The following is a 22,174-nucleotide window of genomic DNA, read 5'->3' as shown; positions in this document are numbered from 1 at the left end:
CTATCAAATAGATATACTTTAATCTTCCGCCCAAAATTTAACATATTTTGGGCTGTTTTTATCGGATTTTTCTTAACATTCAACACTTTTGGTATCGAAGCAACTTTACAATCTATTCAATCAGCAATTTATAATGCGGTTGAAGCAGCAATAATTACAAATAGCGTGAATATTGATGCGATATGTCTGGGTTTAGCTGGTGTAGGTCGTGCAGCAGATATAAAAGTAGTAAAACGTTTAGTACAAGAGTTGCAGAATAACAAATCTCTACCCATTAACTGGGCATTACAGCCAGCAAATATTGTAATTTGTAACGATGCTTTAATTGCTTTAGTTGGTGGAATTGGTCAGCCTGTAGGAATTGTAGTTGCAGCCGGTACTGGTTCGATAGTTTTTGGACGAAATCACCAGGGAGATACTAAGCGAGTCGGCGGCTGGGGGTATATTCTAGGAGATGAAGGTAGTGCCTATAAAATTGCGATCGCAGGCATGAATGCAGGATTAAAATCTTATGATGGACGAGAGATTTCAACGAGTTTGATAGAGGATTTCAAACAGCATCTTGATTTGGAAAGTATAGAAGATTTAATAGAAGTAATATATCGGCGAGGATGGGAAGTTAAACAGATAGCTGCTTTAGCACCAGTTGTAGATTTTGCAGCAGCGTCAGGTGATATAGTAGCGAATATCATAATTGATGATGCTGTAAAAGAGTTAGTCAAAGCTACATCTACAGTAATTCATGCAATTTTTACTGCCGACTCAGCTTTAGAAGTCGTCACAACAGGAAGTGTCTGGCGTGGTAGATGCAAGATCCATGAGAGATTTTCTGCATCTCTTATTAAAAAGTATCCTAATGTAAATGTGATTTTTCCGAGGTATGAGCCTGCTTATGGTGCTGGTTTGTTAGCGTTACAGACAACTCAAAATTGATGCGAAGAAAGCAATAATATAAGTTTTCAGTCTGCAAATATGCGCCCCAAAAAAGTTACTATTTCAGACCAAGCTGCGGTGGTAGCACTAGAATCATAACGATAACCGTCGTCGCGCATGAATGTATGTTCTGCTTCATACAAGAAAACTTGGTGAGATATGTTAGCATTCTCAATTGCTTTTATTATGATTTGGCGATCGCTATCTGGTATATGAGGATCAAGAGTACCGAACACCATTAGCATCTCACCTTTGATTTCACTTACCCTCTGGATTGTATCGGCTACCTCTTTACCAAGTTTACCACTGGGAATACCAGTAGGGTAACAGCAAACGGCAGCCCGAATTTCGCTTTGAAATGCGGCGCGGAAAGCTAAATGTCCACCAATACAAAAGCCGAGAGTGCCTATTTGATTTGGAGAAACCGCACTCTCTCCTTTAAGAAATTCAATCACAGCAAGGCAATCGGCATCATAATCAGCTACGGAGGTTCGACGCGCATCGTCATTACCGCGCATCCGTCCCAAATCGTCTGGCTCAATTACTGAACCAACTGGCTCAATTCGATGAAAAATTTCTGGGGCTGCTACTACATAGCCGTATCCTGCCAAGTAGTTAGCTAGACGAATCATTGGATCGCCTAATTGATAAATATCACTGTAGAAAACAATACCAGGGTATTTTCCTGCTGCTTTGGGAGCCGCAACATAAACACGCATTAAGCTGCCATCTACTCTTAATTCAACATTGCGCTTAGTGATTTGCACTTTTTTGTCTCCGTGTTACGCTTGCTGTCATTAGCTTCTACACTGTAGCGCCGTAGCATCCGGTTACTTTCAACCCATAATTTAGCGTTTTTCTGCCATGATTGCGATCGCTTAATATCAGCAGTGAAAGTTTGTCATGTTTGGCTTAATCCACCCATTACTTATTAGTGTAGGCTAGTTATAAATCATACCAATAATTAGTAAAGGGGATGGATGACATTCGCTTGCTGCGAAGCACCCATCCCCGAATAGCTGCCCAGATGATGAACCTGGAATCTATAGTCCGGTATCTAATCATCCAAGTATCGTCCGAGATATATGGATTGTCACTGGGATAGATACTGATTTAGAAGATATCTACCAAAAGATGCACTGTTGATTAACTCCTTTTTCTCTCTCCCATCGCTAACAGCGCTGTCCCGTAAGCTGCTTCTGTATAAACTGACGCTAATACAGGAACCTGCAAATTACGCGCTCTAATCGCAGTCCAAGTATCATTAGCCGCACCACCGCCAGCAGTATAAACACGGCTCAATTTGTCTGCTCCCATTTGTTGTAACAATTCATACCCTCGCGCTTCTATGCGCGCAATGCTTTCTAACAACCCATGCAGAAATTCCACTGGATTATCTGGGCGTGGTTCCAAGCGTGGGGGTAGATTGGGATCGTTAATCGGAAAGCGATCGCCTACCTTCAAAAGTGGATAATAATCTAACTCGCTGGCAATTGATGCATCAATCTCCCGGCTAAGGCTTTCTAACTCAGCGTTTGTGAAAAATTGCTTTAGTACTGCACCCCCAGTATTAGAAGCACCACCAGTCAGCCACAAATCACCCAACCGATGGCTGTAAATCCCATATCTGGCATCTTCTACACGGGTACGACTTAATAACTTTAGTACCAACGTTGAACCAAGGGAAGTCACGGCTTCACCAGGTAATTTTGCGCCACTGGCGAGAAAAGCGGCAATACTATCAGTTGTACCAGCACACACAAAACAATCACGGCGGAAACCGAACTTATCCGCAATTTCAGGGCGTAATTCGGTAATCGGAGTACCAGGAGGTAAAACTTTGGGTAGCTGAATCGGTATTTGCAAATTTTCTAGCCATTCTGGGTATTTCAACTCTTCTACGTCATAACCCAGCTTTAAAGCATTATGGTAATCGCTAATACCCAACTGTCCATGCAGCAGAAACGCCAGCCAATCTGCTTGATGCAGGAAATATTTAGCTTCACTAAAAGAGGGTAATTGTCTCATCCATAAAAGTTTGGCTAGGCTGGAGGTGGCACTCAAAACGGTATGATTGGGGGGTGCGATACTCCTCAAATGCTCTAGCACCAATGATCCCCGCGTATCGTTGTACAAAAGTGGTGCATCTACAGGATTGCCAACAGCATCGACTAGCAAGACAGTGGAAGAAGTACCATTGATTGCGATCGCTTTAATTTCTTGCCGCAATTGCTTAGGTATTTGTTCCACCAGCACAAATAAAGCCTCTTGCCAAATTTTTGGCGTAACGGCGGCTGGTGAGTCCTGGAAAGGATATCGCACCTGTGCCTGAATATAAGAAGCTTCCTCGTCAATCACCACGCCGCGCGCGCCAGATGTGCCGAAGTCGACACCCAAATATAAATTCATATTTTTATATAATTTTTTTAATGGAAAATAAATAAGGACTACTGACTAATAACTGCTTTTGTTGCATCTTGTAACAAGATATTCCACAATCTTGGCAAAACAAGGAAAAGTAGTAAACGAACTGTTCAAAATCTATTCAGGTTAGGAGGTTTTCAGCCATGCCTATCTTAGATACTCTGTACATCGCTCAGGTGTCTTCTCTCTCAGATACTCAAGTCTACATCGCTCTAGTTGTGGCGCTGATTCCAGGAGTTCTAGCTTGGCGATTAGCCACTGAACTTTACAAATAACGCTCCGATGTGACACAGTTAAAAAGCTAATAATCCTGGCAGTACGGGGTGCAATTTCTAGCTACTTGTGGCATAAAACCACAAGTAGCTAGAAACCTTGCACTTACGTAAGCCAGGTTATTTTTTAACTAGTGCAACACTTGTAGCTATTTCAAAAAAATGAAGTAATATGACAGCTAAATCAAGCATTCAGGAGTGCTGATCTCTGAGTGCTGAGTGGACAGGAAGAAGTAATGAGTAAGAAGTAGTACTTTTGAATCTTCCCACTTTAAGCCGAGGCACTAGCGACTCTGAACTGATTTAATGCTAAGTTCTAATTCAGTTCTAAGTAGCAATTACTGAGTTCCGAATTACATTTCACACTCAGCACGGGCTAACCCCCCGCTACCGCTAACAGCACTCATAACTCAGCACTCTTGATAGTGCTTCCCTTCACTAAGCGAGGTTATCTTTTAGCATCATGAACGCAATTCAACCGTCCAGACCACCGTCACAACCGATACAAAAACGCCGGGCCATTCCTCGACCAAAGCGGCATCTTCGTCAACGTTCTTACCAGGTGATGGGACTGGAAAGCACAGCCAAAATAGCAGTTAATTTCGTCATTACAGCCGTTGCCGCATCTGCGTTAGCACAACTTTTGCCTTATCATTGGTTACAGCAAGAAAAGTTGCGAGAAATCAGTACTGAAGTTAAGCAGATGGAAGGGCATGTCAATGGTTTGCAGGCGGAATTTAGCCGTAACTTCGATCCCCAGCAAGCCAAAAGTATTAGACAACAACAGGGATACCGATTTGATCCCAGCCAGCGTCAGGTGGTGTTGATGAATCAGGATCGCCGAGAAGATGAACAAACAAAGTCATTACCCTAAGACAAATAGCTAATTTAGAATTATTTAGGTTTCTTGTGATTCTAGCTATGTATAAACCGGGTGTTAATTTATATTATTGCTAATAAATAATGGTTAATAGCTAATTTTTGAATAGCTATGTAGTTATCATCTATTAGTCATTAGCGATACAGCGTCACTAAACTCTAATTCAAAATGTAATCAATTATTTTGAATTTTAAATCCCCCAGAAGGATTAATCTACCAATTAGGACGCTGATTCAGATAGTAACTCGTTGAGCCGATTTTCGAGTTGTAAACGCAAGCGATAACCAGTAATATCATTACTGTTATCGAGAGAGGGCAGTTGAGTGAGGGCGCGACGATAATCTGCGATCGCACAATTCCAGTCGCCCCAAAGATGGTAAGTCTTGCCGCGTTCAGCCCAGATATGACTTTCTAGTTGACCGAAAAGCAGTGCTACATCAAAATCCTCAACTGCCTCCTCGTATTGCCCCAAATCACGCCAGGTAATGCCTCGGTTAATCCGCGCTCGGACATGGTGCGGATTCAAATTAATCGCTTGATCGTAGTCGGCAAGTGCTGTTGCTAATTCTCCACAAGTCGCATAGTAATTGGCTCGGTTATTATAAGCACTAGCCAAATAGGGATCGAGTTTAAGGGCGGTGTTATAGTCGTAAAGCGCTTTTTGTCTTTCGCCACTTTGAAAATAAATCAGCCCCCGATTGTTGTAATCAACGGCATTGCGTGGGTGGCGGCAGATTAGTTGGGTTAAAAGTGCGATCGCTTCGGTATAATCTCCTTGTTGAGCTAATCTCAAAGCACAAGAGCGTAAATCGCTATCTCCAAAAATCGATTCGGTGCGATCGCTCGTCCCCCGGTCTTGAAGTTTGTTTGTAGTATCTAAAACATACTTGTATTGCTTACTTTGCTGGTTATCGTCAGCTAAAAATGAGTGAATATTCATCTTTACCTACATTAAAGCCCTACTTTTTGAAATAAAAGTCTAGTTTCTTATTTGCTAGTGGTTTTACCACTGTGTCTATTCTTAGGTATTTATGGTTACTTGAAAGCCATCTCAAGACTGAACTTAACAACCCACACCAGTAGAAATCTACGCCCTAAATAAACAATTGCTCCTCAAACCTAATTATGGATACTCGATCCCGAAGGTGAATTCCAGAAATAGCAGACGTGAATCTCAAAGACTAGGAGACTTCCAAATAAAAAAATATTTAATTAACTCTTGTGGGGTGGGCGTCTCGCCCGCCATATTAAGGACTGGGCGCTCATGCTGCCCACCCCACAATATTGGATAATTTATTTCTTGGAGTTCCCTAGTCAAGTAGTGAGGGCGACAAATTGGTAGAATGCCAACAAGCTGTTCGTTAAAGAGGTGACTGGGGACTGGAAAGAATTCACTACCCCCTCTCTCCATGCCCAATCCCCAATCCCTAATCCCCATTCCCCATATTCAATTTTTTTGAGAAATTTCCCGATGACAACCGCAACTTCTTATCCCAATGCCCCTGATTTAGCAACCGATGATTATATTGTCATCGGTTTGGCAACCTGCTTCGTCAAAGAAGATGGAGAAGTTTATCAAATCGAAGTTATAGAACCAATACCTTCTGCGGCTTTAGAAGCGCTGTTAAAGGGCATTCCTACCTCCTATAAGCTGGCTCATGCCACAACTTTGGGATCTGTGCTGGATGGCGATTCACAACTGCTGCCAGATGGTTTTCCAGAGTCGGCTCAGTTTGGAGAAGAATTTGTGCCACGGGCATTTGCAGCAGCTCGTACCTACAAGCGTCGTGAATCTGCAAAATCTTTAATTCCCTTAGGTACAAACTACACTGAATTTAAGTATTCCATTGAGCGCAAGCGGGTATTAAACGCTGCTAGAGTTGTCACCAAAGAAGACAACGTTAAACAGCATTCTCACACTCACAAAGTTCTTTAAGTAATTATGGTAAAACTTTACGGCGGCGTTCGGAGTCGAGCGTCAATTGTTCACTGGTATTTAGAAGAATTAGGAATTCCCTACGAATTCATCAAGCTTGATATGCAGGCGGGTGAACATCTCAAGCCTGAATATTTGGCAATTAACCCATTTGCTAAAGTCCCAGCTATTGTTGATGGGGATTTTCAGCTTTGGGAATCTGGGGCAATTTTGCTGTATCTTACCGATAAGTACAGTAAAACTCCACTTTCACTAGAGAAACGCGCTGTATTTTCCCAATGGGTGTTGTTTGCCAATGCTACCCTTGCTCCAGGGATTTTTGTAGAAGCAACTCGGGAGCGCGAAATGCCCCGCTTGTTAACTCCATTAAATGAAATTTTCAGTAATCAACCTTTTTTACTTGGTGATGAGTTCACTGTTGTTGATGTAGCAGTGGGGTCTATTCTGAATTATATTCCTACGATACTGAAGCTAGACCTCAGCCCCTATCCAGCCGTGTTGAACTATATCAAGCAGTTATCTGAGCGTCCGGCATTTCAAAGAAGTATTGGCGGACGAGCTTAAAATAATTCGTAATTCGTAATTCGTAATTGAATTTTTAACTACGAATTACGAAATCTTTTAACGATAATTTGTAAATTGTAAGGCAACTGGGTAGTCTTCTTGTTTTAGTCGCTGCATGACAACTTGCAAGTCATCTTTAGATTTGGCAGAAACCCGCACAGCATCACCTTGGATTGAAGCTTGTACCTTTTTGAATTCATCCCGAATCAATTTGGAAATTTGTTTGGCGATTTCCTGACTGATGCCTTTTTTGAGTTTGATTTCTTGACGCACGCGATTACCACTGGCTGATTCAACCTTGCCAAAATCAAAGATTTTCTGGGATAGGTTACGCTTGGCGGCTTTTTCTCGCAGAATGGTGTGTACAGAATCTAAGGTAAACTCGCTGTCAGTACTAACGTTAATGCTTTCTTCGACTAACTCGACAGTAGTTTCAGTGTCTTTGAGGTCGTAACGACCTTTGATGTCTCGTATAACTTGATCGACAGCGTTAACTAACTCTTGTCGGTCAAAGTCGCTCACAATGTCAAAGGAAAAAGTAGAAGCCATAAAACATTTTAGATTTTAGATTTTGGACTTCGACTTCGCTCAGTCGAACTATTTTGGATTGGGTATTGAGTATTGAGAAAACTCTTCCCCAGTCTCTACTCCCCATACCCCAATTAACTAGTAGCTTGGATGATGCTCAAGAAAAAGAGAATGGCAGAGCTAGAGATGCCAATGACAAACATGAGCGATCGCAAAAGGGGTATATTCAAAATATAAAAAATCGAGTATAGCAAACGCGCTGCCACAAAAGCGATCGCAGCTACTTGGGCTGTAAAAGAATTTACACCAGTTACATAAGCCATCAATGCAGCTGCGGCAAATATCATAAAGGCTTCAAAGGTGTTCTGATGTGCCCAAGTAGCCCTTTGGGCATAAGGTGGCAATTTATCAATTAGGGCGCGAGGAGTAGAAAGCATTTCAGGCCCAATACGCACACGGGCATAAGCTACTGGCAAAAATGGCACATAAATGAGAACGGCAGCAGCAGCGATCGAGTACAAAAAAATTATCATTACTTATTAGTCATTGGTTATTAGTCATCAGTCATCAGTCATTAGTCATGAGTCAAATACAAATGACAAAAGACAAATGACAAATGACTAATCAAAGTAGAAAAGCGTCACCACTTTTCTTTGTTCTTCTGCATCCTGACAAGTTTGTAACAGGGTGCGACTGTCGTGAAACGCAAAGCAGATTAGTTGCTGGCAACGGGAGACAATCTCCTTGTTGCACAAATAACTAGCTTCAGCAAGGGACAGAGTATCATTACTGGGATTTTCGACTAGATGCATTACCTGTTCTAGTTGCTGGCGCGATTCCAAAGGCTGGCGTTCCAGGCTTTGGGGTAGAATCACCGTCAACAAATTTGCATCAGCCCGGGTTGCTCCCTTGATGGCCGCGGAATTTGTCCCTGTAGCACCAGAAGTAATGATTCGATTACCCGATAAAACTAGGGCATAAGTCATCATTTCAATAAGATTCTGATGCGTTATCGGAACGTGACGAGAACCTAGCAAAGCAATTCTTTTAGAACCTGTTTGCTGGATTGTTGCCAATTCTTGGGCTAATGTATCGAGGTTAATAAGGTCTGTTGATTGGCTCAAAGATAAAGATAATCAGACTAAACGACCCAGATATTTTACCAAACAGCGTGTAGATACGAGGAAAACTTAAGTTAGACATTGCGACTATTTTTCGATTCTTTGGTTCAATAACTCCATTACTTGGCAACACCAGGCTAGCCAATGTGTTTCATAATTAATGCCATTTAGGAGAGTTAAATACTGAAATTTGCCTGATTCTGGCAGTTTTTGCGGATTCTGAAAGTAATGCTGTTCTAAGTTCTATGTAGAGAATTTCCCCAGAACCAGAAATCGCAAAATAGATGGCTGGACAGTCAGGGAGATCAGCTTTTTCTCCAATGGAAGCGAGGGTAGTTTCAGGGGATCAATTGCCGTTAAATCCATTTTCTCCTAGTTCCAGTGACTTCTATAGCCATCATTAATAAGACCACACTGAATTTTTACTTCAGTAGCTTCAAATCATCCGGGATTCGATCCCGGATGATTTACTCCTTCTGTCTCCTGCCGATGCTCGTGGACTCGCTACCGCTGCGCTATCCTGCCTCCTTGAATACACTCATGAATCTAAGACAATGCCGCTGCGGGAGTTAAACCTAGTTTGGATAACAAGCGGTCAATGTCAAAATGCTCGGACATCAACTGACGAATATACTGAACCTTAATCGGCTCGTGGACACGGACTTGACCAAAAGTGCGGTCAACAATTCCTACAGTAGTTAGGGTATCTAAGTCAACAGACAAAATGGGTATTTCTAGTTCTTCAGCGCGACTGAGAATGAACGGCGGCGGGGGTAGTTGCCCTGTGAGAATTAAACATTGGGTAGAAGTTTCCAAAGCTGCTTGCTGAATTTCCACGCGATCGCCTCCTGTCACCACTGCCATATTCCGGCGTTTGCGGAAATATTTCACAGCTGAATTGACATTCATCGCTCCAATTGCCAGACTTTCTACCAATAAATCCATGCGATCGTTACGACAGAGAACATCAGCCTTTAACTGCTTGACTAGTTCGCCAACACTCACACTGCGGAGCAAATCGCTGTTTGGCAGCGTTGCTAGCACCGGAATCCCCTGCTGTTCCAAAAATGGGCGCAAGATAGTGTCAACCGCTTCTAGTTGGGCGACAGGGATATCATTGATCACAACTCCAATCAAGCGATCGCCTACACGCTGTTTTGCAGCCAATAGGGACTCAACCGAAAGCAACGATTTATAGCGGCTTACTAGCAGCACAGCAGCATCCAATACTTCAGCCATTTGCAGCAAAGACAAGTCAAACAAATTGCCTTCGGATAAATCACCAGGCCCTTCCAGTAATACCAAATCTCCTTGAGATTTATGTAAATATTGCTGTATTAAGGACTGCTGATAATCGGTTTTGTCTTCCCCTCGCAAGCGCTTTTGCACATTTGGTTCATCCAAAGCCAGCATTGTAGGTGCAACGCGGTTTTCCGGCAAATTGAGGCTAAGAGCGATGAACTGGACATCTTCTTCAATTACGGTTCCACTAGACGAATTAAAACACGTACCAAGCGGTTTACCGTAGGTAATATCCAGACCTTTTTGCTGTAGCTGATGAGACAAACCCAGAACAGTTGCAGATTTACCGCTGTAAGTCTCGGTCGATCCAATCAGCAAATATTTAGGGGATTTTGGCACACATGCACTCCTAATTTCAAAAGTCAGAAGAACCCAGCTAGGTGTTTCCTAATTCTAGTTCCTTCTGGCAAAAGCCTCTCGCTCTCACTAATTAAGGTTTCCCAGAATTACCTTTTGATTGAACAAGCAGGAGTGGGTAATGGGGAGTAGTAAGCTGTTGTGATTATAGTTTGCACATTGAGGCGGCAGGGGAGCAGGATGCAAGAGAGAGGATTTACAGGTTTTGCCTAATCATACTTGTGATGCAATTTGCAGGCGCAACAGCTTAGTCTGTCAATAAATAATTTATGGATAAATTTCCTGTAGAGACGACGATAAATCGCGTCTCCTAACTTGAAAGGAGCTATGAGAAGGAGTCAGAAGTCAGAATGGGTTAAACGCCCCGCTATCGCTAACAGAAGTCAGAATACCCCATACCTGAAGTCAGGGGTTTCAAGCAAGGAAAATTTTTCTTTATCTCCACGATAGCGACGCGGAAAGCGAGTCCGTGAGCGTCTTAAAATCGGGGGCTTTAAACCACGATTCATCCACTTTTTCGTGACGCTCGTAGACTCGCTACCGCTGCGCTATCAGAATTATTCTGAATTCTGGCTCCTGACTCCTGAATTCTTCTTCGGTTTAAGCCACAAGTTGTAAAGAGCGGACTCGCGGCATAATTTCTTGGGCAAAGCGCGTCATTTCCGAGGCAAAGGGATTGAATTGCAGCATGAAAGTCTCGATTCCGGCATCAACAAAATCTGCAACTCGTGTAGCTACTGTGTCGTAACTACCAACTAGACCGGCTGCTGTGCCACCATTGCCGCCAACAGCAGGATTTTTAGCGAAGAGTTGAAACATCACGGCTTCTGGATCAACTCCTTTAGCAACACTTAATTTCAAGTGTTCTTCTTGCCTCTGGAGTGCCATAAGTCGCTCAAGTTCTGCTTGGGCTTCGGCATCGGTGGAACGAGCAATTACAAAGGCTGATAGACCAAAGCACACTGGTTTGGGTAGGGTTCTCGGTCTACTTAAAACTTGTTTAATTACCTTGCGGACATCCTCAATGGGTTGACCGTTGATGAAGTAGATATCTCCCTGTTCTGCAACTAGTATTTGCGCCGGATCGGATGCTCCGCCAAGGTAGATAGGAGGGTGCGGTTGGGCAATGGGAGTCGGTCGGAAACTCAAATCCTCTATTTTGAAGTATTGACCTTGGAAGTTAACCCTCTCGCCACTCCAGAGGGACTTAACAACCCGCAACCACTCACCCGAATAGCGGTAACGCTCATCGTGGGGCGGGAAGGGAATATTAGTCCGTTCCATCTCTGGGCGGAACCAAGCACTGATTAAATTTATGGCAAAACGTCCATTACTAATGGCATCAATGCCCAGCGCCATTTTCGCCAAAACTGCCGGATGGAACAGCAGAGGCTTAATAGCAGCGATGATCTCAATTCGTTCTGTAGCTTCAGCCAAGGCCGCAGATGCCGTCCAGGTTTCTAGCTGCTCCAGTTCCAGACTGCGGGGGTTGGCGATGTGCTGTGCTACCAAAGTGCTGGCGTATCCCAAACGCTCTGCTTCTAAAATAAGCGATCGCGTGCGCTCATAACTCGCATCCACAGGTTCTTCCGGTGTGTTAAGAGGGCCAAAATTACCTCCAACAGGTGCCCAAATCCCATAACGTGGTTCTGTCATAATTACCTCCTAGTAAAATAAACAAGTTAGTTACAAATTCCGATCCAACTATTAACTAGTTATCGGAGTCTAAATCCCAATTACGAATTACGAATTACGAATTACGAATTACGAATTACGAATTATTTAATTGAGTCCTAAAGAATCCTTTAAAGTCTTGCCCGTATATTCTTTGCGGAATAATCCCCGTTTTTGTAATTCTGGTATCACTAAATCGACAAACTCATCAAAAGAACCGGGAAGATAAGCAGGTGAAATCACAAAACCATCCCCAGCCTCTTCACGAAATAGGGCTTCTAGTTTGTCAGCAATTTGAATGGGAGTCCCAACCAGTTGCGGTACAGCTAGACTTCTGCCATAAATTTTGCCCAACTCTTTCAGAGTTATAGTTTTATCTAAACTCAGTCTTTGAAGCACAGATAACAGTTTTTGATAATCTTGAGCTTCAACTTTTTCTACAGATTCATCTAAAGAATATTGCGATAAATCAACATTTAAATGATTTGACATAGTTAATAAACCAGCCATCGGATGTACTAATTCGTTGTGAAAAACTTGCTTTTCTTTAGCAATAGTTTCTGTCTCGCCAACAAAAGGCATCACCGCAGGTAGAATTTTACAAGTATCTGGATTACGCCCATATTTAGCCATACGGGTTTTAATATCTTGGTAGTAAGATTTCATGAGTGTGGGATTGGGACTAATTTCAAAAATCAATTCCGCCCATTTGGCAGCAAACTCTCTACCTTTATTAGAAGCACCAGCTTGAATAATCACCGGACGACCTTGGGGAGAGCGAGGCACTGTCAACGGCCCCCGTGACTTTAACCATTTCCCCACATGATGGACATAATTCACTTTTGAGGGGTCAGCAAAGATGCCGTTTTCTTTATCTAAAACTAGTGCCCCTTCTTCCCAGCTACCCCAAAGTTTGGAGGCAACTTCGAGAAATTCATCGGCGCGATCGTAGCGGAGAGCGTGTTCTAGATGCTCATCGAAGCCAAAATTCCCTGCTTCGCTAGCCCTACTGGATGTCACCACATTCCAAGCAGCCCGCCCCCGGCTAATGTGGTCAAGGGTGGCAAATCCCCGCGCCAGATCGTAGGGTTGATAGTAAGTAGTAGAACGTGTAATACCAATACCAATATGCTTGGTAACAACTGCCATCGCAGTTGCAAGCACTAGTGGATCTAGCCTGAGTGCCCCTTGAGCGCCATATTTCAGACTCTCGACAAAACTACCACCGTATGTATCGGGCATCGTTAAAGAGTCAGCAAAAAACACTAAATCAAATTTGCCACGTTCCAGAACACGGGCAATATTCTGATAATATTCAGGTTCGAGAAAGCCTAACTCAGTTCTGGGGTGACGCCAAACGGCATGAGAGTGAACAACTTGTGAAGCAAGTAAGAAACCTGCTAGATGTATTTGTCTCATCTTGAAAGCTCCTGTCTTTTTTCCAACGTTTTTCTGACATAACTGGCTTCACCCTTGTGCTGGTAGCTCTAAGATATAAATGAGACTCAATAGGTGAGCTTTGGGATTAATTAACCTCTTGAAACTACAGTAATTTGATAGACTAACCGTAGTCTGTGACTGAGTACGAACATCTCACAGATAGCGAGAAAAAGCAAGATGCGCCAATGAAAATTGCGCGTAATTAAGGCGGAAAGCTTCTCTTCGGCAAGATCGAGTTTTGAAAAACTGTAATTTTTAGCGAGGAAAATCTCAATGATTATCGATCCCTCTCAGAACGACCCACAAAATACCTATCAATTACTTGTTGGTTCAGTGGTTCCTCGACCGATCGCTTGGGTGTCAACGATCGCTAGCGATGGTACGCCTAATGTCGCGCCTTTCAGTTTTTTTATGGGTGTGACAGCTAACCCTCCGACTCTAGCCATTTCCACTGGACTGCGGCGCGGTGTTAAAAAAGATACTTTATTGAATGTAGAGCAGTCGGGTGAACTGGTAGTCAACATAGTTGTTGAAGAATTGGGAGAGCAAATGAATGCTACATCTGGCGACTTTCCCCCAGATGTAGACGAATTTCAAGTAGCGGGACTAACTCCTGCTCCCTCAAAACTGGTGCGTCCGCCACGAGTTGCGGAATCACCCATTAATATTGAGTGTGTGCTGAAGCAAGTAGTTTATGTAGGGAATGAAGGTAGCCAATCGGGATTAATTATTGCTGAGGCGGTGCTGTGGCATATTCGGGATGATTTACTGACACCGCAAAATACAATCGATGTGGCAAAATTGCACGCGATCGGTCGTCTGTCGGGTAACTGGTACACCCGCACCCAGGATTTGTATGAGATTATTCGCCCCACTTAAAAAGTAATAGAGACTGGCAAGATTAAAATGGTGTAATAGAAAATATTCATAGTTGCGCTTTAGCACTAAATAAACTCTAAAATCTATGGCAACATTTAAGGCTTGTCATACCAGTAGGGTGTGTTAGCGATAGTGTAACGCACCATTCCAAGCTTGTAGTGCATTACTATGCGTGAAAAAGTAGTTCGTTCAGGTTTATGATATGTCAATACGGTTCAGAATGAGCAACAAAACATTTGTAGAGACGGCGATTTATCGCGTCTCGAAAACCCTAAATTGTTGCCATTAGCCCTTAACCCAAGCGTATTGTATGATATGTAGGTAAACATCAATTATTTGTGGATTAAAATAAAAATACACATGGATGAAAGGAAATATATAAACACAATATCTCTCTCATTCATTGTTATTCGTACCATGAATGTTGAGAGTACATTATCATTCTATTCTGCTCTTGGTATGAAATTTATAGAAGAACAACATGGGTCATCTCACTTAGCTCATCATGCTTGTAATTTGGGAAATATTGTGCTTGAGATATATCCATACTAAGCAACTTTAGTAAATCCAGAAAATAAACAAAAAATCGGTGCAGAATTGATGTTTGGATTTAATGTTACATCTCTTGAAAAGACATTATGCAATTTAGAAAAGTTGGGAATAAAATCTAAGATATCGTCAAAAGTTAAAAATAGTGAACGGCGTGCTAGTGTTACTGATCCTGATGGTAGAGTCATTCTTTTAACTGAGATATCAAGCATTGACTAACAATACAAAACATGATACTTAATCTTTATTCGCTACTATGAGAGTTGACCAAAAAATCATAGATTTGTTAGGAATTCAAAGGCTCCCAGTAAGTTAAGCTCGATCGCAGGTGAAAAGCACTCAGACTGATTTATAAAGTAAATTTTAAGTAGTGGCGCGGCAAGCCTTAAATGTTGCAAAAAAATTGTAGGTTGGGTGGAGGCTTTGCGTAACCCAACATCCTGATATATGTTGGATTACGCTCCGCTCCGCTCCACTCAACCTACGACTAATGCTCGATTTTTTTGCTTGCCATACCACTACAGTAATTTTCTTTTTACTTTATAAATGGTCTCTCAGCACTTCTTTCAAAAACCCAATACCTGCATTGATTTTTCAAGTACTTCTTTGGGTCGAAATGGTTTAGTTAGATATAAGTCTGCACCAACTTCAATTCCTTTTTGTTTATCAAATTCCTGTCCTTTAGCTGTCAATATCACAATGTAGACATCAGTCATTTGCAGGTCGTGTTTAACAATATGACAGACTTGTAGCCCATTCATTTTAGGCATCATCACATCAAGAAAAACTAGATTTGGTTTTTCAGCTTTAATAGTTTCGAGTGCTTCTTCTCCATTTCTAGCAGTGAGAAGTTCAACTCCCTCGTCTTCTAATGCTTCTAGGGCTTGTTCCATCAAAATCAAGATATTGGGTTCATCGTCAACAATTAGAATTTTCTGGGTCATAAGGATTGGGGACTGGAGATTAGGGATTGGGGACTTGTACTGAGCTTTCGCGTAGTGTCTCGTAGAAAAGCCGTTGGCGCAGCTTCTCCAAGAGTTGTATTGGAGACTGGGGATTAGGAATTAAGGATTAGATTATATAGTAAGGTTCCACTAAATTTTTCCAGTCCCCAGTCCCCAGTCCCAGCGATTACTGTTCAGACAGCATAATAAAAAATACATTTTCCAAATCCTTCTCAAACCGTAGAGTTTTCACCAAATCGGCTTCTTGAGAAAAGATAGAATCGATGATGATCATGTCAGGTTTGGCTGATAAGGCTTTATTGATGCATTCTTGCGGATTGGAGGCTTCAATTACGCTGTATCCCTGAGCTTGTAATACATCTGATAGGATTTTTAAGGCTGATGCATTTTTATCTACAACTAATACCTTTTTACTAGAAGTACCTTGGTAAAGCAATGAGCCAATTTCGTTGAGGAGTTTCGCTGTGTCAATGGGTTTGGTAAGATAGCGATCGATGCCAATGTGATAGCCCCGTTCTTTGTTTTCAATAATTGACAGAATAATGATTGGAATGTCTGCGGTCTGGGGATCATTTTTGAGAACGGCTGCCACATCAAAGCCGTTGATTTGGGGCATCATTACGTCCAAGAGAATCAGATCGGGACGGGCTGTTTTGATTTGATGAATTGCATCCACGCCGTCCTTTCCTTCCCGGACGTTGTAGCCTTCGTTTTCTAGTTGTTGACGAAGCAGTTCCCGAATGTTAGCGTCGTCATCCACAACTAAAATGGTTTTACGGTTTTCGTTCAGCACAGTTTTTGTGGTGATGACGTGTTCTTTGAGTTGTTTGACTAGCGTATCCAGATTCAGATTAGTAGTGGTTTTTTGATCGCTGGAGTAGGTGGGAATAATGAACGAGAATACGCTGCCGTTACCTGATTGACTCTCAACCCAAATTTTACCGCCGTGATGATCGACGATTTGTTTACAGATGGGTAGTCCTAAACCAGTGCCTTTGGGTTTATCAGTAAGGGTATCGCCAACTTGGCGGAATTTCTCGAACACTTTCGGCTGGTCTTCAGGTGCAATACCAATGCCTGTGTCGATGACGCTGATACAAACACCGTCGTTTCCTTGTTTGACGCGGCAGGTGACACAACCAGATTCGGTAAACTTGACGGCGTTGGAAATTAGGTTGATTAAAACTTGCAGTAGACGGTTGCGATCGCCTAATATCTGAGGCAGTCCAGGTTCAATCTCGCACACCAACTGCAAGCCATTGGTTTGAAATAACGACGCTGTAGAATTGGTTGCCCACTCGAGTAATTCGCTGGGATCAATGGGCTGCATTTGCCATTCCACCTTACCTGCTTCCATCTTGGCGATGTCCAGAACATCATTAATTAAAGACGTAAGCCGTTCTGCTTCCGACACAATAATATTGAGATTATCACCCACCCGCTTGATGGTTTTCTGAAGCTTGCGGTCTTCAGTCGGAAGTATTGGGAACACATCGGTTTCTAGCTTTTCTTTAATGATTGACGCAAAACCCAGAACGGAAGTCAGTGGCGTTCGCAGTTCGTGGGAAACCGTGGAGATGAAATCAGTCTTCATCTTGTCAATCTCCTTTTCTGCTGTCACATCCCGAATCAGTAGCGCCGACCCGAAGCAGGTAGCGGGTTCTCGTTCTGTCGTCTTTTTGAAAATGGCAGTCGCCACTGCTTGACCAATGCGTTCCTTGGTCAGTTCGACTTCGGCAGAAAACACCTCTTTGGGATGAGACTGAGTTTGTGCAACTAGTTCTGCTAAACCAGATACCGGCAGTTCTCGGTAGTGACAGTTGAGGTCACTAGCTGTCAATTCATACATGGCTAAAAAGGCAGGATTGAAGTGAGTAATTTGTCCTGCGATGTCTGCCACTAACAAACCATCCGCTAAGTTATCTAGAATGGCATTTAATCCCTGTGTTTCTGCTAAGGTATTTTGCAGGGCAGCTGTCCGCTCTACAACTCTGGTTTCTAGTTCTTGATTCAGTTGCCGTAGAGCAACTTCTGCTTGTTTACGAGCAGTAATATCGGTGTTAATTTCCAGCGTGGCACAGGGTTGACCGGATGCATCCACTTGCATTGTCCAGCGGCTCTGGACAATAATATATCTGCCATCGCGGGTGAGGTGTTGCAATTCCCCTTCCCAAGTGCCCTGCTGTAAACACTCTATCTGGATTTCCTCTAGCGGTTTTGGAAAGACTGTGTGTAGTAGGTTGTGAGTGACGGCTTGGTTTTTCACTTCTTCGTAGTTCCAGCCGTAGAGCCGTTCTGCCCCTTGACTCCAGTGAGTGATTTTGTCGGCGAAGTCGCGCACAATCACGGCATCACTGGAATGATTTAACATATTCATCAACCGTTGATTTTCCGCTTCTGCTAGCTTGCGATCGTGAATATCGGTGCAGGTGCCAATCCACTCGCGGATGCTACCGTCTGCTTGCATGATGGGGGCACCACAGACAGCAAAGTGGCGGTAGCTGCCATTTTTGGCACGAAACCGATATTCGGTTTGAAAGAGATTCTGATTCGCTACAGCATTACTCCAGGCTTGGGCTGTGTGAGTGCGGTCATCGGGGTGAATCGGATCGAGCCAGCCCCAACCTTCGACTTCATCTGCACTTTGACCTGTGTATGCTAACCAAGTAGGCATTTCACGGCTCACCGCCAGTCCTTCAGGGGTAGCCACCCAGACAATTTGTGAGGTGGCAGTCACCAGAGAGCGAAACCGCTCTTCGCTCCGTTGCAGAGTTTTTTCTGCTAGCTTGCGATCGTGAATATCGGTGCAAGTGCCAATCCATTCTCGAATACTGCCGTCTGCTTCTAAAACCGGAACTCCATTACCAAAAAAGTAGCGATAAGTACCGTCTTTGGCACGAATCCGGTATTCAATTTGATAAAGACTCCGGTTCGCTACAGCAGTACTCCAAACTTCGGCACTGCGGGGACGGTCATCAGGATGTGTGACATCCAACCAGCCCCAGCCCATCATTTCGGCTGCACTCTGACCTGTATATGCCTCCCAACCGACTATTTCAGCGTTCACCATTCCTGACGGCGATGCCGTCCAGACCATTTGGGAAGTGGCAGTTACTAAAGAGCGATATCGTTGTTCGAGATACTGCTTTTCGGCTTCTGCTAGTTTGCGATCGTGAATATCAGTGCAGGTGCCAATCCACTCCTGGACGCTGCCATCTTCTTCGAGAACGGGCGCACCCCAGACCCAAAAGTAGCGATAGTTGCCATCCTTGCCACGAATTCGGTATTCAACTTGATACATCCTCTGGTTTGCCACCGCAGCATTCCAGACTTTTTCGGTGTAAGCGCGATCGTCAGGATGAACGGCATCAATCCAGCCGCCATTTTCCGCTTCAGCTAGACTTTGACCTGTATAAGCTATCCAGCTTGCCAGTTCAAAACAAATTCCTTCTGGTGTGCTTACCCAAACAATTTGGGCGGTGGCTGTCACCAGAGAGCGGTATCGGGCTTCACTCTGTTTCAGAATTTGTTCAGTATGTTGGCGTTCTTGCTGGGCGTGTCGAAGGTCGCTGATGTCCTCCACGCTACACCAAATTAGTTGCTCTCCATTTTTCTCAATCGTCAGTCCAGAGATTCTCACCGGAACCAAATGCCCGTCTTTGTGGATTAACTCCTTTTCATAAGGGCCGTAGCGACCAGTTTTTTCTAGGTTCTCTACGCCAGGTCGATCAGCGACGGTATAGCTTTCAGGGTTAATCTGGCGATCGTCGCACAGATTCAGAGTTTCTGGAACAGTCCGCCCTAAAATGGCAGCATAGGCAGAATTAATGTTAATTAGCGTTCCATCTGTTCGGCATAGTACTAGCCCAATAGGACATTGTTCAAATAGCTGACTGTTATATTCATCAAATTGCTTAAACATAGTTAAGGTTTCTTTAGTGACGTATTTGGGTAGGGTTAGAACAACAGAACCAAGACAACAAAGTGGCGTAAAGCTTTAACGAAATTGGGTGGCGTTGGAACATTTGGTACATTTCATCGGATGATGTACCTTCCACATCTGGACTGTGCTGTGAAAGTCGCTGGATCAGTTGAGTGTGGCGGATCAGCAAATCTGTCGGTTTCAGCATTGGAGTTGTTGATGGAATGAAGCCGTCAGTATCAGCAGTGGGGGATAATTCCGTTGTGGGAGTTGGCGAGACAGAGATACTATTCTGTTCTTCAGTAGCGTCTGACAACAGACAATTTATTGGAATCTGAATCCAAAATTCTGTCCCTTCACCCGGTTTAGAACGACACTTGAGTATTCCCCCATGTCTGTCTACAACAATTTGATAGCTGATTGCCATACCTAACCCGGTTCCCTTACCAATATCTTTGGTGGTGAAAAAGGGATCGTAAATGCGGCGAATTACTTCCTCTTTCATGCCTGGGCCGTTATCGACAATGCGAATTACAACCCAGTCTTTGTCTAAGGCTTTGGTACGAATAGTGATTTGGGGATTGGGGATTGGGGAAGGTGGGACCCCCTCTGGGGATAAGGGGTAATAGGGACTACTCCTGACTCCCCCATTCTCCATACTTTCTTCTAAAGCATCAATGGCATTTGCCAAGATGTTCATAAACACCTGATTCAACTGTCCGGGATAGCATTCAATCAGGGGAAGTTTTGCATAGTCTTTAATAATTTCAATTGCCGGACGACGAACATCTGCTTTTAGGCGATGATGGAGAATCATTAGTGTCCCGTCGATGCCATCGTGGATGTTGACGGCTTTCATTTCGGCTTCGTCATGGCGGGAGAAGTTTTTCAGGGATTGGACAATTTCGACGATGCGACTTGTGCCTAGTTTCATTGAATCTAGGAGTTTGGGGAGATCCTGCATGATAAATTCCAGGTCTATATTGTCTAACTCTGATTCCAGTTCTGGAGGAGCAACAGGTAGGAATTTCTGATACTTTGCCAACAGGTGTAACAAGTCTTGAGCATATTCGGCAACATACTTTAAATTGCCGTAAATAAAGTTAACAGGGTTGTTGATTTCGTGGGCAACTCCAGCAATAAGTTGTCCTAAACTGGACATTTTTTCACTTTGGATTAACTGAGTTTGAGCCAATTGCAACTCATGAAGAGCTTGCTGAAGTTTCTGTGTTTGGGCTTTTGCCTGGACGGCTGCTTGAGTGCTTTGCTCGTAAAGCACAGCTTTATCAATGGCGATCGCTGTTTGAGAGGCAAAGATACTCACCAGTTTCAGGTGTTCTGCCCTGTAGGAGTCGGTTTTTTGCGTGCCAATGGCGATCGCTCCCAGTACCCGCCCTTTGGCTCGCAATGGGACACAAATCATGGCACTAACGTTTTTTTGCCCATCTAATCGCGGATCGGCTTGCACATCATTGACCAGTTCTGCCCGATTAGATTGCACAACATTGCCAATAATTCCCTTTCCCGGTTCCGGCTGACTGTGGTCAAAAAACATTCCAAATTCGGCAATGATTTCAAAGGCAGTTGCATCTGGACTCAGTAGCAGAATCATCCCCGCAGATGATTCAATCAATTGACTCAATTCCTGAAGCACGAGTTGGCCAATCTGTCGTGTATCTAAACTTGTTGTAAGTTGAGTGGAGATATCGTCAAATAAATCAATCTCTTGGTATCGCTCCAGCAATTCTTTAGCAAGTACTTTCTTCTCAGCTTCCTGCTTTGCTAAAAACGAGAGCAAAGTCGCAAGTAGAGTTGCCTGTTCTCCCCCAACAACCCAACCGATAATTTCTCCTGACACCTCGATTGGATATCGGTTTTCGGCAGTTTGCTCCCCAATGCTAATTAGTTTCGTGCCGTCTACCAATTCAATATCAATGGCGATGTTGAACTGGTAGACCAAGTTATGCAGGAGAGATGGCAACTCTTTTTTGTTAAGAATCTTTCTGAGGCTAACTGCGGGCATGAAACACCTCGTCAAGAGCAGGTTGCAAATTTTTGCTAATCAAGGGAACTGGGTGATTAATTTGATCGACACCCCTTCCCTGCGGGACGCTCTGCGAACGGATAACCAAACTACGCCCAGCATTTCCACAAAATAGAGGAATTGTCATAAAAATCTAGGGATATAATAATCTACTAATTAAGACTAGTTTTCCCAAAAATATTAGCGATATAACAGCAAAGTTGAGCAGTAACAAATACCTTTAAACTCCCTATTAGAGGCATTCTGAAGCCCTTTCACTCGCTTACTGTTTGATAAATTATCGAAAATCTATAACCCACATTCCGCACCCAGAACTGTCACACCCCAAAGAAACGAATCTATTTAGTACATCCGAACTAATGATTGAGAAAATTGACTAGAATT

At 43.4% G+C, this 22,174-nt stretch carries 20 protein-coding genes and 1 pseudogene; 6 read left to right on the top strand and 15 right to left on the bottom strand.

The window, feature by feature from the left end; genetic code table 11:
* Window positions 1–21 precede the first annotated feature (21 nt).
* Window positions 22–933 carry an N-acetylglucosamine kinase gene (locus V7L31_RS18240; protein ID WP_334697543.1) on the top strand — a complete coding sequence of 304 codons (912 nt, stop codon included), beginning with the start codon at window positions 22–24 and terminating at the stop codon, window positions 931–933.
* A 26-nt stretch (window positions 934–959) separates the two neighbouring features.
* Here V7L31_RS18240 and V7L31_RS18235 read toward each other — a convergent pair whose 3' ends face one another.
* Both V7L31_RS18235 and V7L31_RS18230 read right to left on the bottom strand, forming a co-directional pair.
* A complete protein-coding gene (locus V7L31_RS18235) occupies window positions 960–1,700 on the bottom strand; it encodes a dienelactone hydrolase family protein (RefSeq protein WP_334697542.1) in 741 nt (246 codons plus the stop codon).
* A 379-nt stretch (window positions 1,701–2,079) separates the two neighbouring features.
* A complete protein-coding gene (locus tag V7L31_RS18230) occupies window positions 2,080–3,342 on the bottom strand; it encodes an FGGY-family carbohydrate kinase (protein WP_334697541.1) in 1,263 nt (420 codons plus the stop codon).
* A gap of 158 nt (window positions 3,343–3,500) precedes the next feature.
* On the opposite strand from V7L31_RS18230, the gene psaM reads away from it, so the two are divergent.
* Both psaM and V7L31_RS18220 read left to right on the top strand, forming a co-directional pair.
* Complete coding sequence (psaM, locus tag V7L31_RS18225; RefSeq protein WP_073641916.1) at window positions 3,501–3,632, top strand: photosystem I reaction center subunit XII; 132 nt, start codon at window positions 3,501–3,503, stop codon at window positions 3,630–3,632.
* Between the two features lie 460 nt (window positions 3,633–4,092).
* Complete coding sequence (locus tag V7L31_RS18220; RefSeq protein ID WP_334697540.1) at window positions 4,093–4,503, top strand: hypothetical protein; 411 nt, start codon at window positions 4,093–4,095, stop codon at window positions 4,501–4,503.
* 226 nt (window positions 4,504–4,729) lie between these two features.
* Here V7L31_RS18220 and V7L31_RS18215 read toward each other — a convergent pair whose 3' ends face one another.
* Window positions 4,730–5,449: a tetratricopeptide repeat protein gene (locus V7L31_RS18215; RefSeq protein ID WP_334697539.1), complete on the bottom strand. Its 720-nt coding sequence runs from the start codon at window positions 5,447–5,449 to the stop codon at window positions 4,730–4,732.
* A gap of 531 nt (window positions 5,450–5,980) precedes the next feature.
* Between V7L31_RS18215 and V7L31_RS18210 the strand changes: the two genes are divergently transcribed.
* Both V7L31_RS18210 and V7L31_RS18205 read left to right on the top strand, forming a co-directional pair.
* Window positions 5,981–6,445 (top strand): hypothetical protein, encoded by a 465-nt coding sequence (locus V7L31_RS18210; RefSeq protein WP_334697538.1) that lies wholly within the window; start codon window positions 5,981–5,983, stop codon window positions 6,443–6,445.
* A gap of 6 nt (window positions 6,446–6,451) precedes the next feature.
* Window positions 6,452–7,009 (top strand): glutathione S-transferase family protein, encoded by a 558-nt coding sequence (locus V7L31_RS18205; protein WP_334697537.1) that lies wholly within the window; start codon window positions 6,452–6,454, stop codon window positions 7,007–7,009.
* Between the two features lie 57 nt (window positions 7,010–7,066).
* Here V7L31_RS18205 and V7L31_RS18200 read toward each other — a convergent pair whose 3' ends face one another.
* From V7L31_RS18200 to V7L31_RS18170, 7 genes and pseudogenes are all read right to left on the bottom strand, one after another.
* Window positions 7,067–7,558, bottom strand: coding sequence for a YajQ family cyclic di-GMP-binding protein (locus V7L31_RS18200; protein WP_012411046.1), 492 nt, complete (start codon window positions 7,556–7,558; stop codon window positions 7,067–7,069).
* 113 nt (window positions 7,559–7,671) lie between these two features.
* Entirely contained in the window at window positions 7,672–8,070 is a 399-nt protein-coding gene (locus V7L31_RS18195; protein ID WP_334697536.1) for an MAPEG family protein, read from the bottom strand.
* Between the two features lie 87 nt (window positions 8,071–8,157).
* Window positions 8,158–8,661, bottom strand: a complete 504-nt coding sequence (locus tag V7L31_RS18190; protein WP_100902618.1) for a DNA recombination-mediator protein A — start codon at window positions 8,659–8,661, stop codon at window positions 8,158–8,160.
* A gap of 84 nt (window positions 8,662–8,745) precedes the next feature.
* A pseudogene (locus tag V7L31_RS18185) lies at window positions 8,746–8,886 on the bottom strand (PadR family transcriptional regulator); the annotation flags it as partial.
* 318 nt (window positions 8,887–9,204) lie between these two features.
* On the bottom strand, window positions 9,205–10,299 hold the full coding sequence (locus tag V7L31_RS18180; protein ID WP_334697535.1) for a phosphotransacetylase family protein: 1,095 nt from the start codon (window positions 10,297–10,299) through the stop codon (window positions 9,205–9,207).
* 618 nt (window positions 10,300–10,917) lie between these two features.
* The gene (locus tag V7L31_RS18175; RefSeq protein WP_334697534.1) at window positions 10,918–11,973 is read right to left on the bottom strand and encodes an LLM class flavin-dependent oxidoreductase; all 1,056 of its coding nucleotides are present in this window, start codon (window positions 11,971–11,973) and stop codon (window positions 10,918–10,920) included.
* Between the two features lie 126 nt (window positions 11,974–12,099).
* Complete coding sequence (locus V7L31_RS18170) at window positions 12,100–13,410, bottom strand: LLM class flavin-dependent oxidoreductase (RefSeq protein ID WP_334697533.1); 1,311 nt, start codon at window positions 13,408–13,410, stop codon at window positions 12,100–12,102.
* A gap of 294 nt (window positions 13,411–13,704) precedes the next feature.
* Between V7L31_RS18170 and V7L31_RS18165 the strand changes: the two genes are divergently transcribed.
* On the top strand, window positions 13,705–14,310 hold the full coding sequence (locus V7L31_RS18165) for a flavin reductase family protein (protein ID WP_334697532.1): 606 nt from the start codon (window positions 13,705–13,707) through the stop codon (window positions 14,308–14,310).
* 548 nt (window positions 14,311–14,858) lie between these two features.
* On the opposite strand, the gene V7L31_RS18160 is transcribed toward V7L31_RS18165, so the two are convergent.
* The 5 genes from V7L31_RS18160 to V7L31_RS18140 form a co-directional block, all read right to left on the bottom strand.
* Window positions 14,859–15,047: a hypothetical protein gene (locus V7L31_RS18160; RefSeq protein ID WP_334697531.1), complete on the bottom strand. Its 189-nt coding sequence runs from the start codon at window positions 15,045–15,047 to the stop codon at window positions 14,859–14,861.
* A 378-nt stretch (window positions 15,048–15,425) separates the two neighbouring features.
* Window positions 15,426–15,803 carry a response regulator transcription factor gene (locus V7L31_RS18155; RefSeq protein WP_094332837.1) on the bottom strand — a complete coding sequence of 126 codons (378 nt, stop codon included), beginning with the start codon at window positions 15,801–15,803 and terminating at the stop codon, window positions 15,426–15,428.
* Window positions 15,804–15,990: 187 nt separating this feature from the next.
* Window positions 15,991–19,746, bottom strand: a complete 3,756-nt coding sequence (locus V7L31_RS18150; RefSeq protein ID WP_334697530.1) for a PAS domain S-box protein — start codon at window positions 19,744–19,746, stop codon at window positions 15,991–15,993.
* 13 nt (window positions 19,747–19,759) lie between these two features.
* Complete coding sequence (locus V7L31_RS18145; RefSeq protein ID WP_334697529.1) at window positions 19,760–21,769, bottom strand: ATP-binding protein; 2,010 nt, start codon at window positions 21,767–21,769, stop codon at window positions 19,760–19,762.
* The gene (locus V7L31_RS18140; RefSeq protein WP_334697528.1) at window positions 21,756–21,917 is read right to left on the bottom strand and encodes a hypothetical protein; all 162 of its coding nucleotides are present in this window, start codon (window positions 21,915–21,917) and stop codon (window positions 21,756–21,758) included. The genes V7L31_RS18145 and V7L31_RS18140 overlap by 14 nt, the downstream gene beginning before the upstream one ends.
* Between the last annotated feature and the right edge of the window lie 257 nt (window positions 21,918–22,174).

Source organism: Nostoc sp. (assembly GCF_036916655.1).
Taxonomy (GTDB): domain Bacteria; phylum Cyanobacteriota; class Cyanobacteriia; order Cyanobacteriales; family Nostocaceae; genus Nostoc.
Note: the sequence above shows the minus strand (reverse complement) of the source record. Positions and strands in the feature narration are given on the sequence as shown.

Coding starts and splice junctions, on each gene's coding strand:
- V7L31_RS18230 (WP_334697541.1), bottom strand. CDS start 3,342: ATGAATTTATATTTGGGTGTCGACTTCGGCACATCTGGCGCGCGCGGC.
- psaM (WP_073641916.1), top strand. CDS start 3,501: ATGCCTATCTTAGATACTCTGTACATCGCTCAGGTGTCTTCTCTCTCA.
- V7L31_RS18220 (WP_334697540.1), top strand. CDS start 4,093: ATGAACGCAATTCAACCGTCCAGACCACCGTCACAACCGATACAAAAA.
- V7L31_RS18215 (WP_334697539.1), bottom strand. CDS start 5,449: ATGAATATTCACTCATTTTTAGCTGACGATAACCAGCAAAGTAAGCAA.
- V7L31_RS18210 (WP_334697538.1), top strand. CDS start 5,981: ATGACAACCGCAACTTCTTATCCCAATGCCCCTGATTTAGCAACCGAT.
- V7L31_RS18205 (WP_334697537.1), top strand. CDS start 6,452: ATGGTAAAACTTTACGGCGGCGTTCGGAGTCGAGCGTCAATTGTTCAC.
- V7L31_RS18200 (WP_012411046.1), bottom strand. CDS start 7,558: ATGGCTTCTACTTTTTCCTTTGACATTGTGAGCGACTTTGACCGACAA.
- V7L31_RS18195 (WP_334697536.1), bottom strand. CDS start 8,070: ATGATAATTTTTTTGTACTCGATCGCTGCTGCTGCCGTTCTCATTTAT.
- V7L31_RS18175 (WP_334697534.1), bottom strand. CDS start 11,973: ATGACAGAACCACGTTATGGGATTTGGGCACCTGTTGGAGGTAATTTT.
- V7L31_RS18170 (WP_334697533.1), bottom strand. CDS start 13,410: ATGAGACAAATACATCTAGCAGGTTTCTTACTTGCTTCACAAGTTGTT.
- V7L31_RS18165 (WP_334697532.1), top strand. CDS start 13,705: ATGATTATCGATCCCTCTCAGAACGACCCACAAAATACCTATCAATTA.
- V7L31_RS18160 (WP_334697531.1), bottom strand. CDS start 15,047: ATGACTCTACCATCAGGATCAGTAACACTAGCACGCCGTTCACTATTT.
- V7L31_RS18155 (WP_094332837.1), bottom strand. CDS start 15,803: ATGACCCAGAAAATTCTAATTGTTGACGATGAACCCAATATCTTGATT.
- V7L31_RS18150 (WP_334697530.1), bottom strand. CDS start 19,746: ATGTTTAAGCAATTTGATGAATATAACAGTCAGCTATTTGAACAATGT.
- V7L31_RS18145 (WP_334697529.1), bottom strand. CDS start 21,769: ATGCCCGCAGTTAGCCTCAGAAAGATTCTTAACAAAAAAGAGTTGCCA.
- V7L31_RS18140 (WP_334697528.1), bottom strand. CDS start 21,917: ATGACAATTCCTCTATTTTGTGGAAATGCTGGGCGTAGTTTGGTTATC.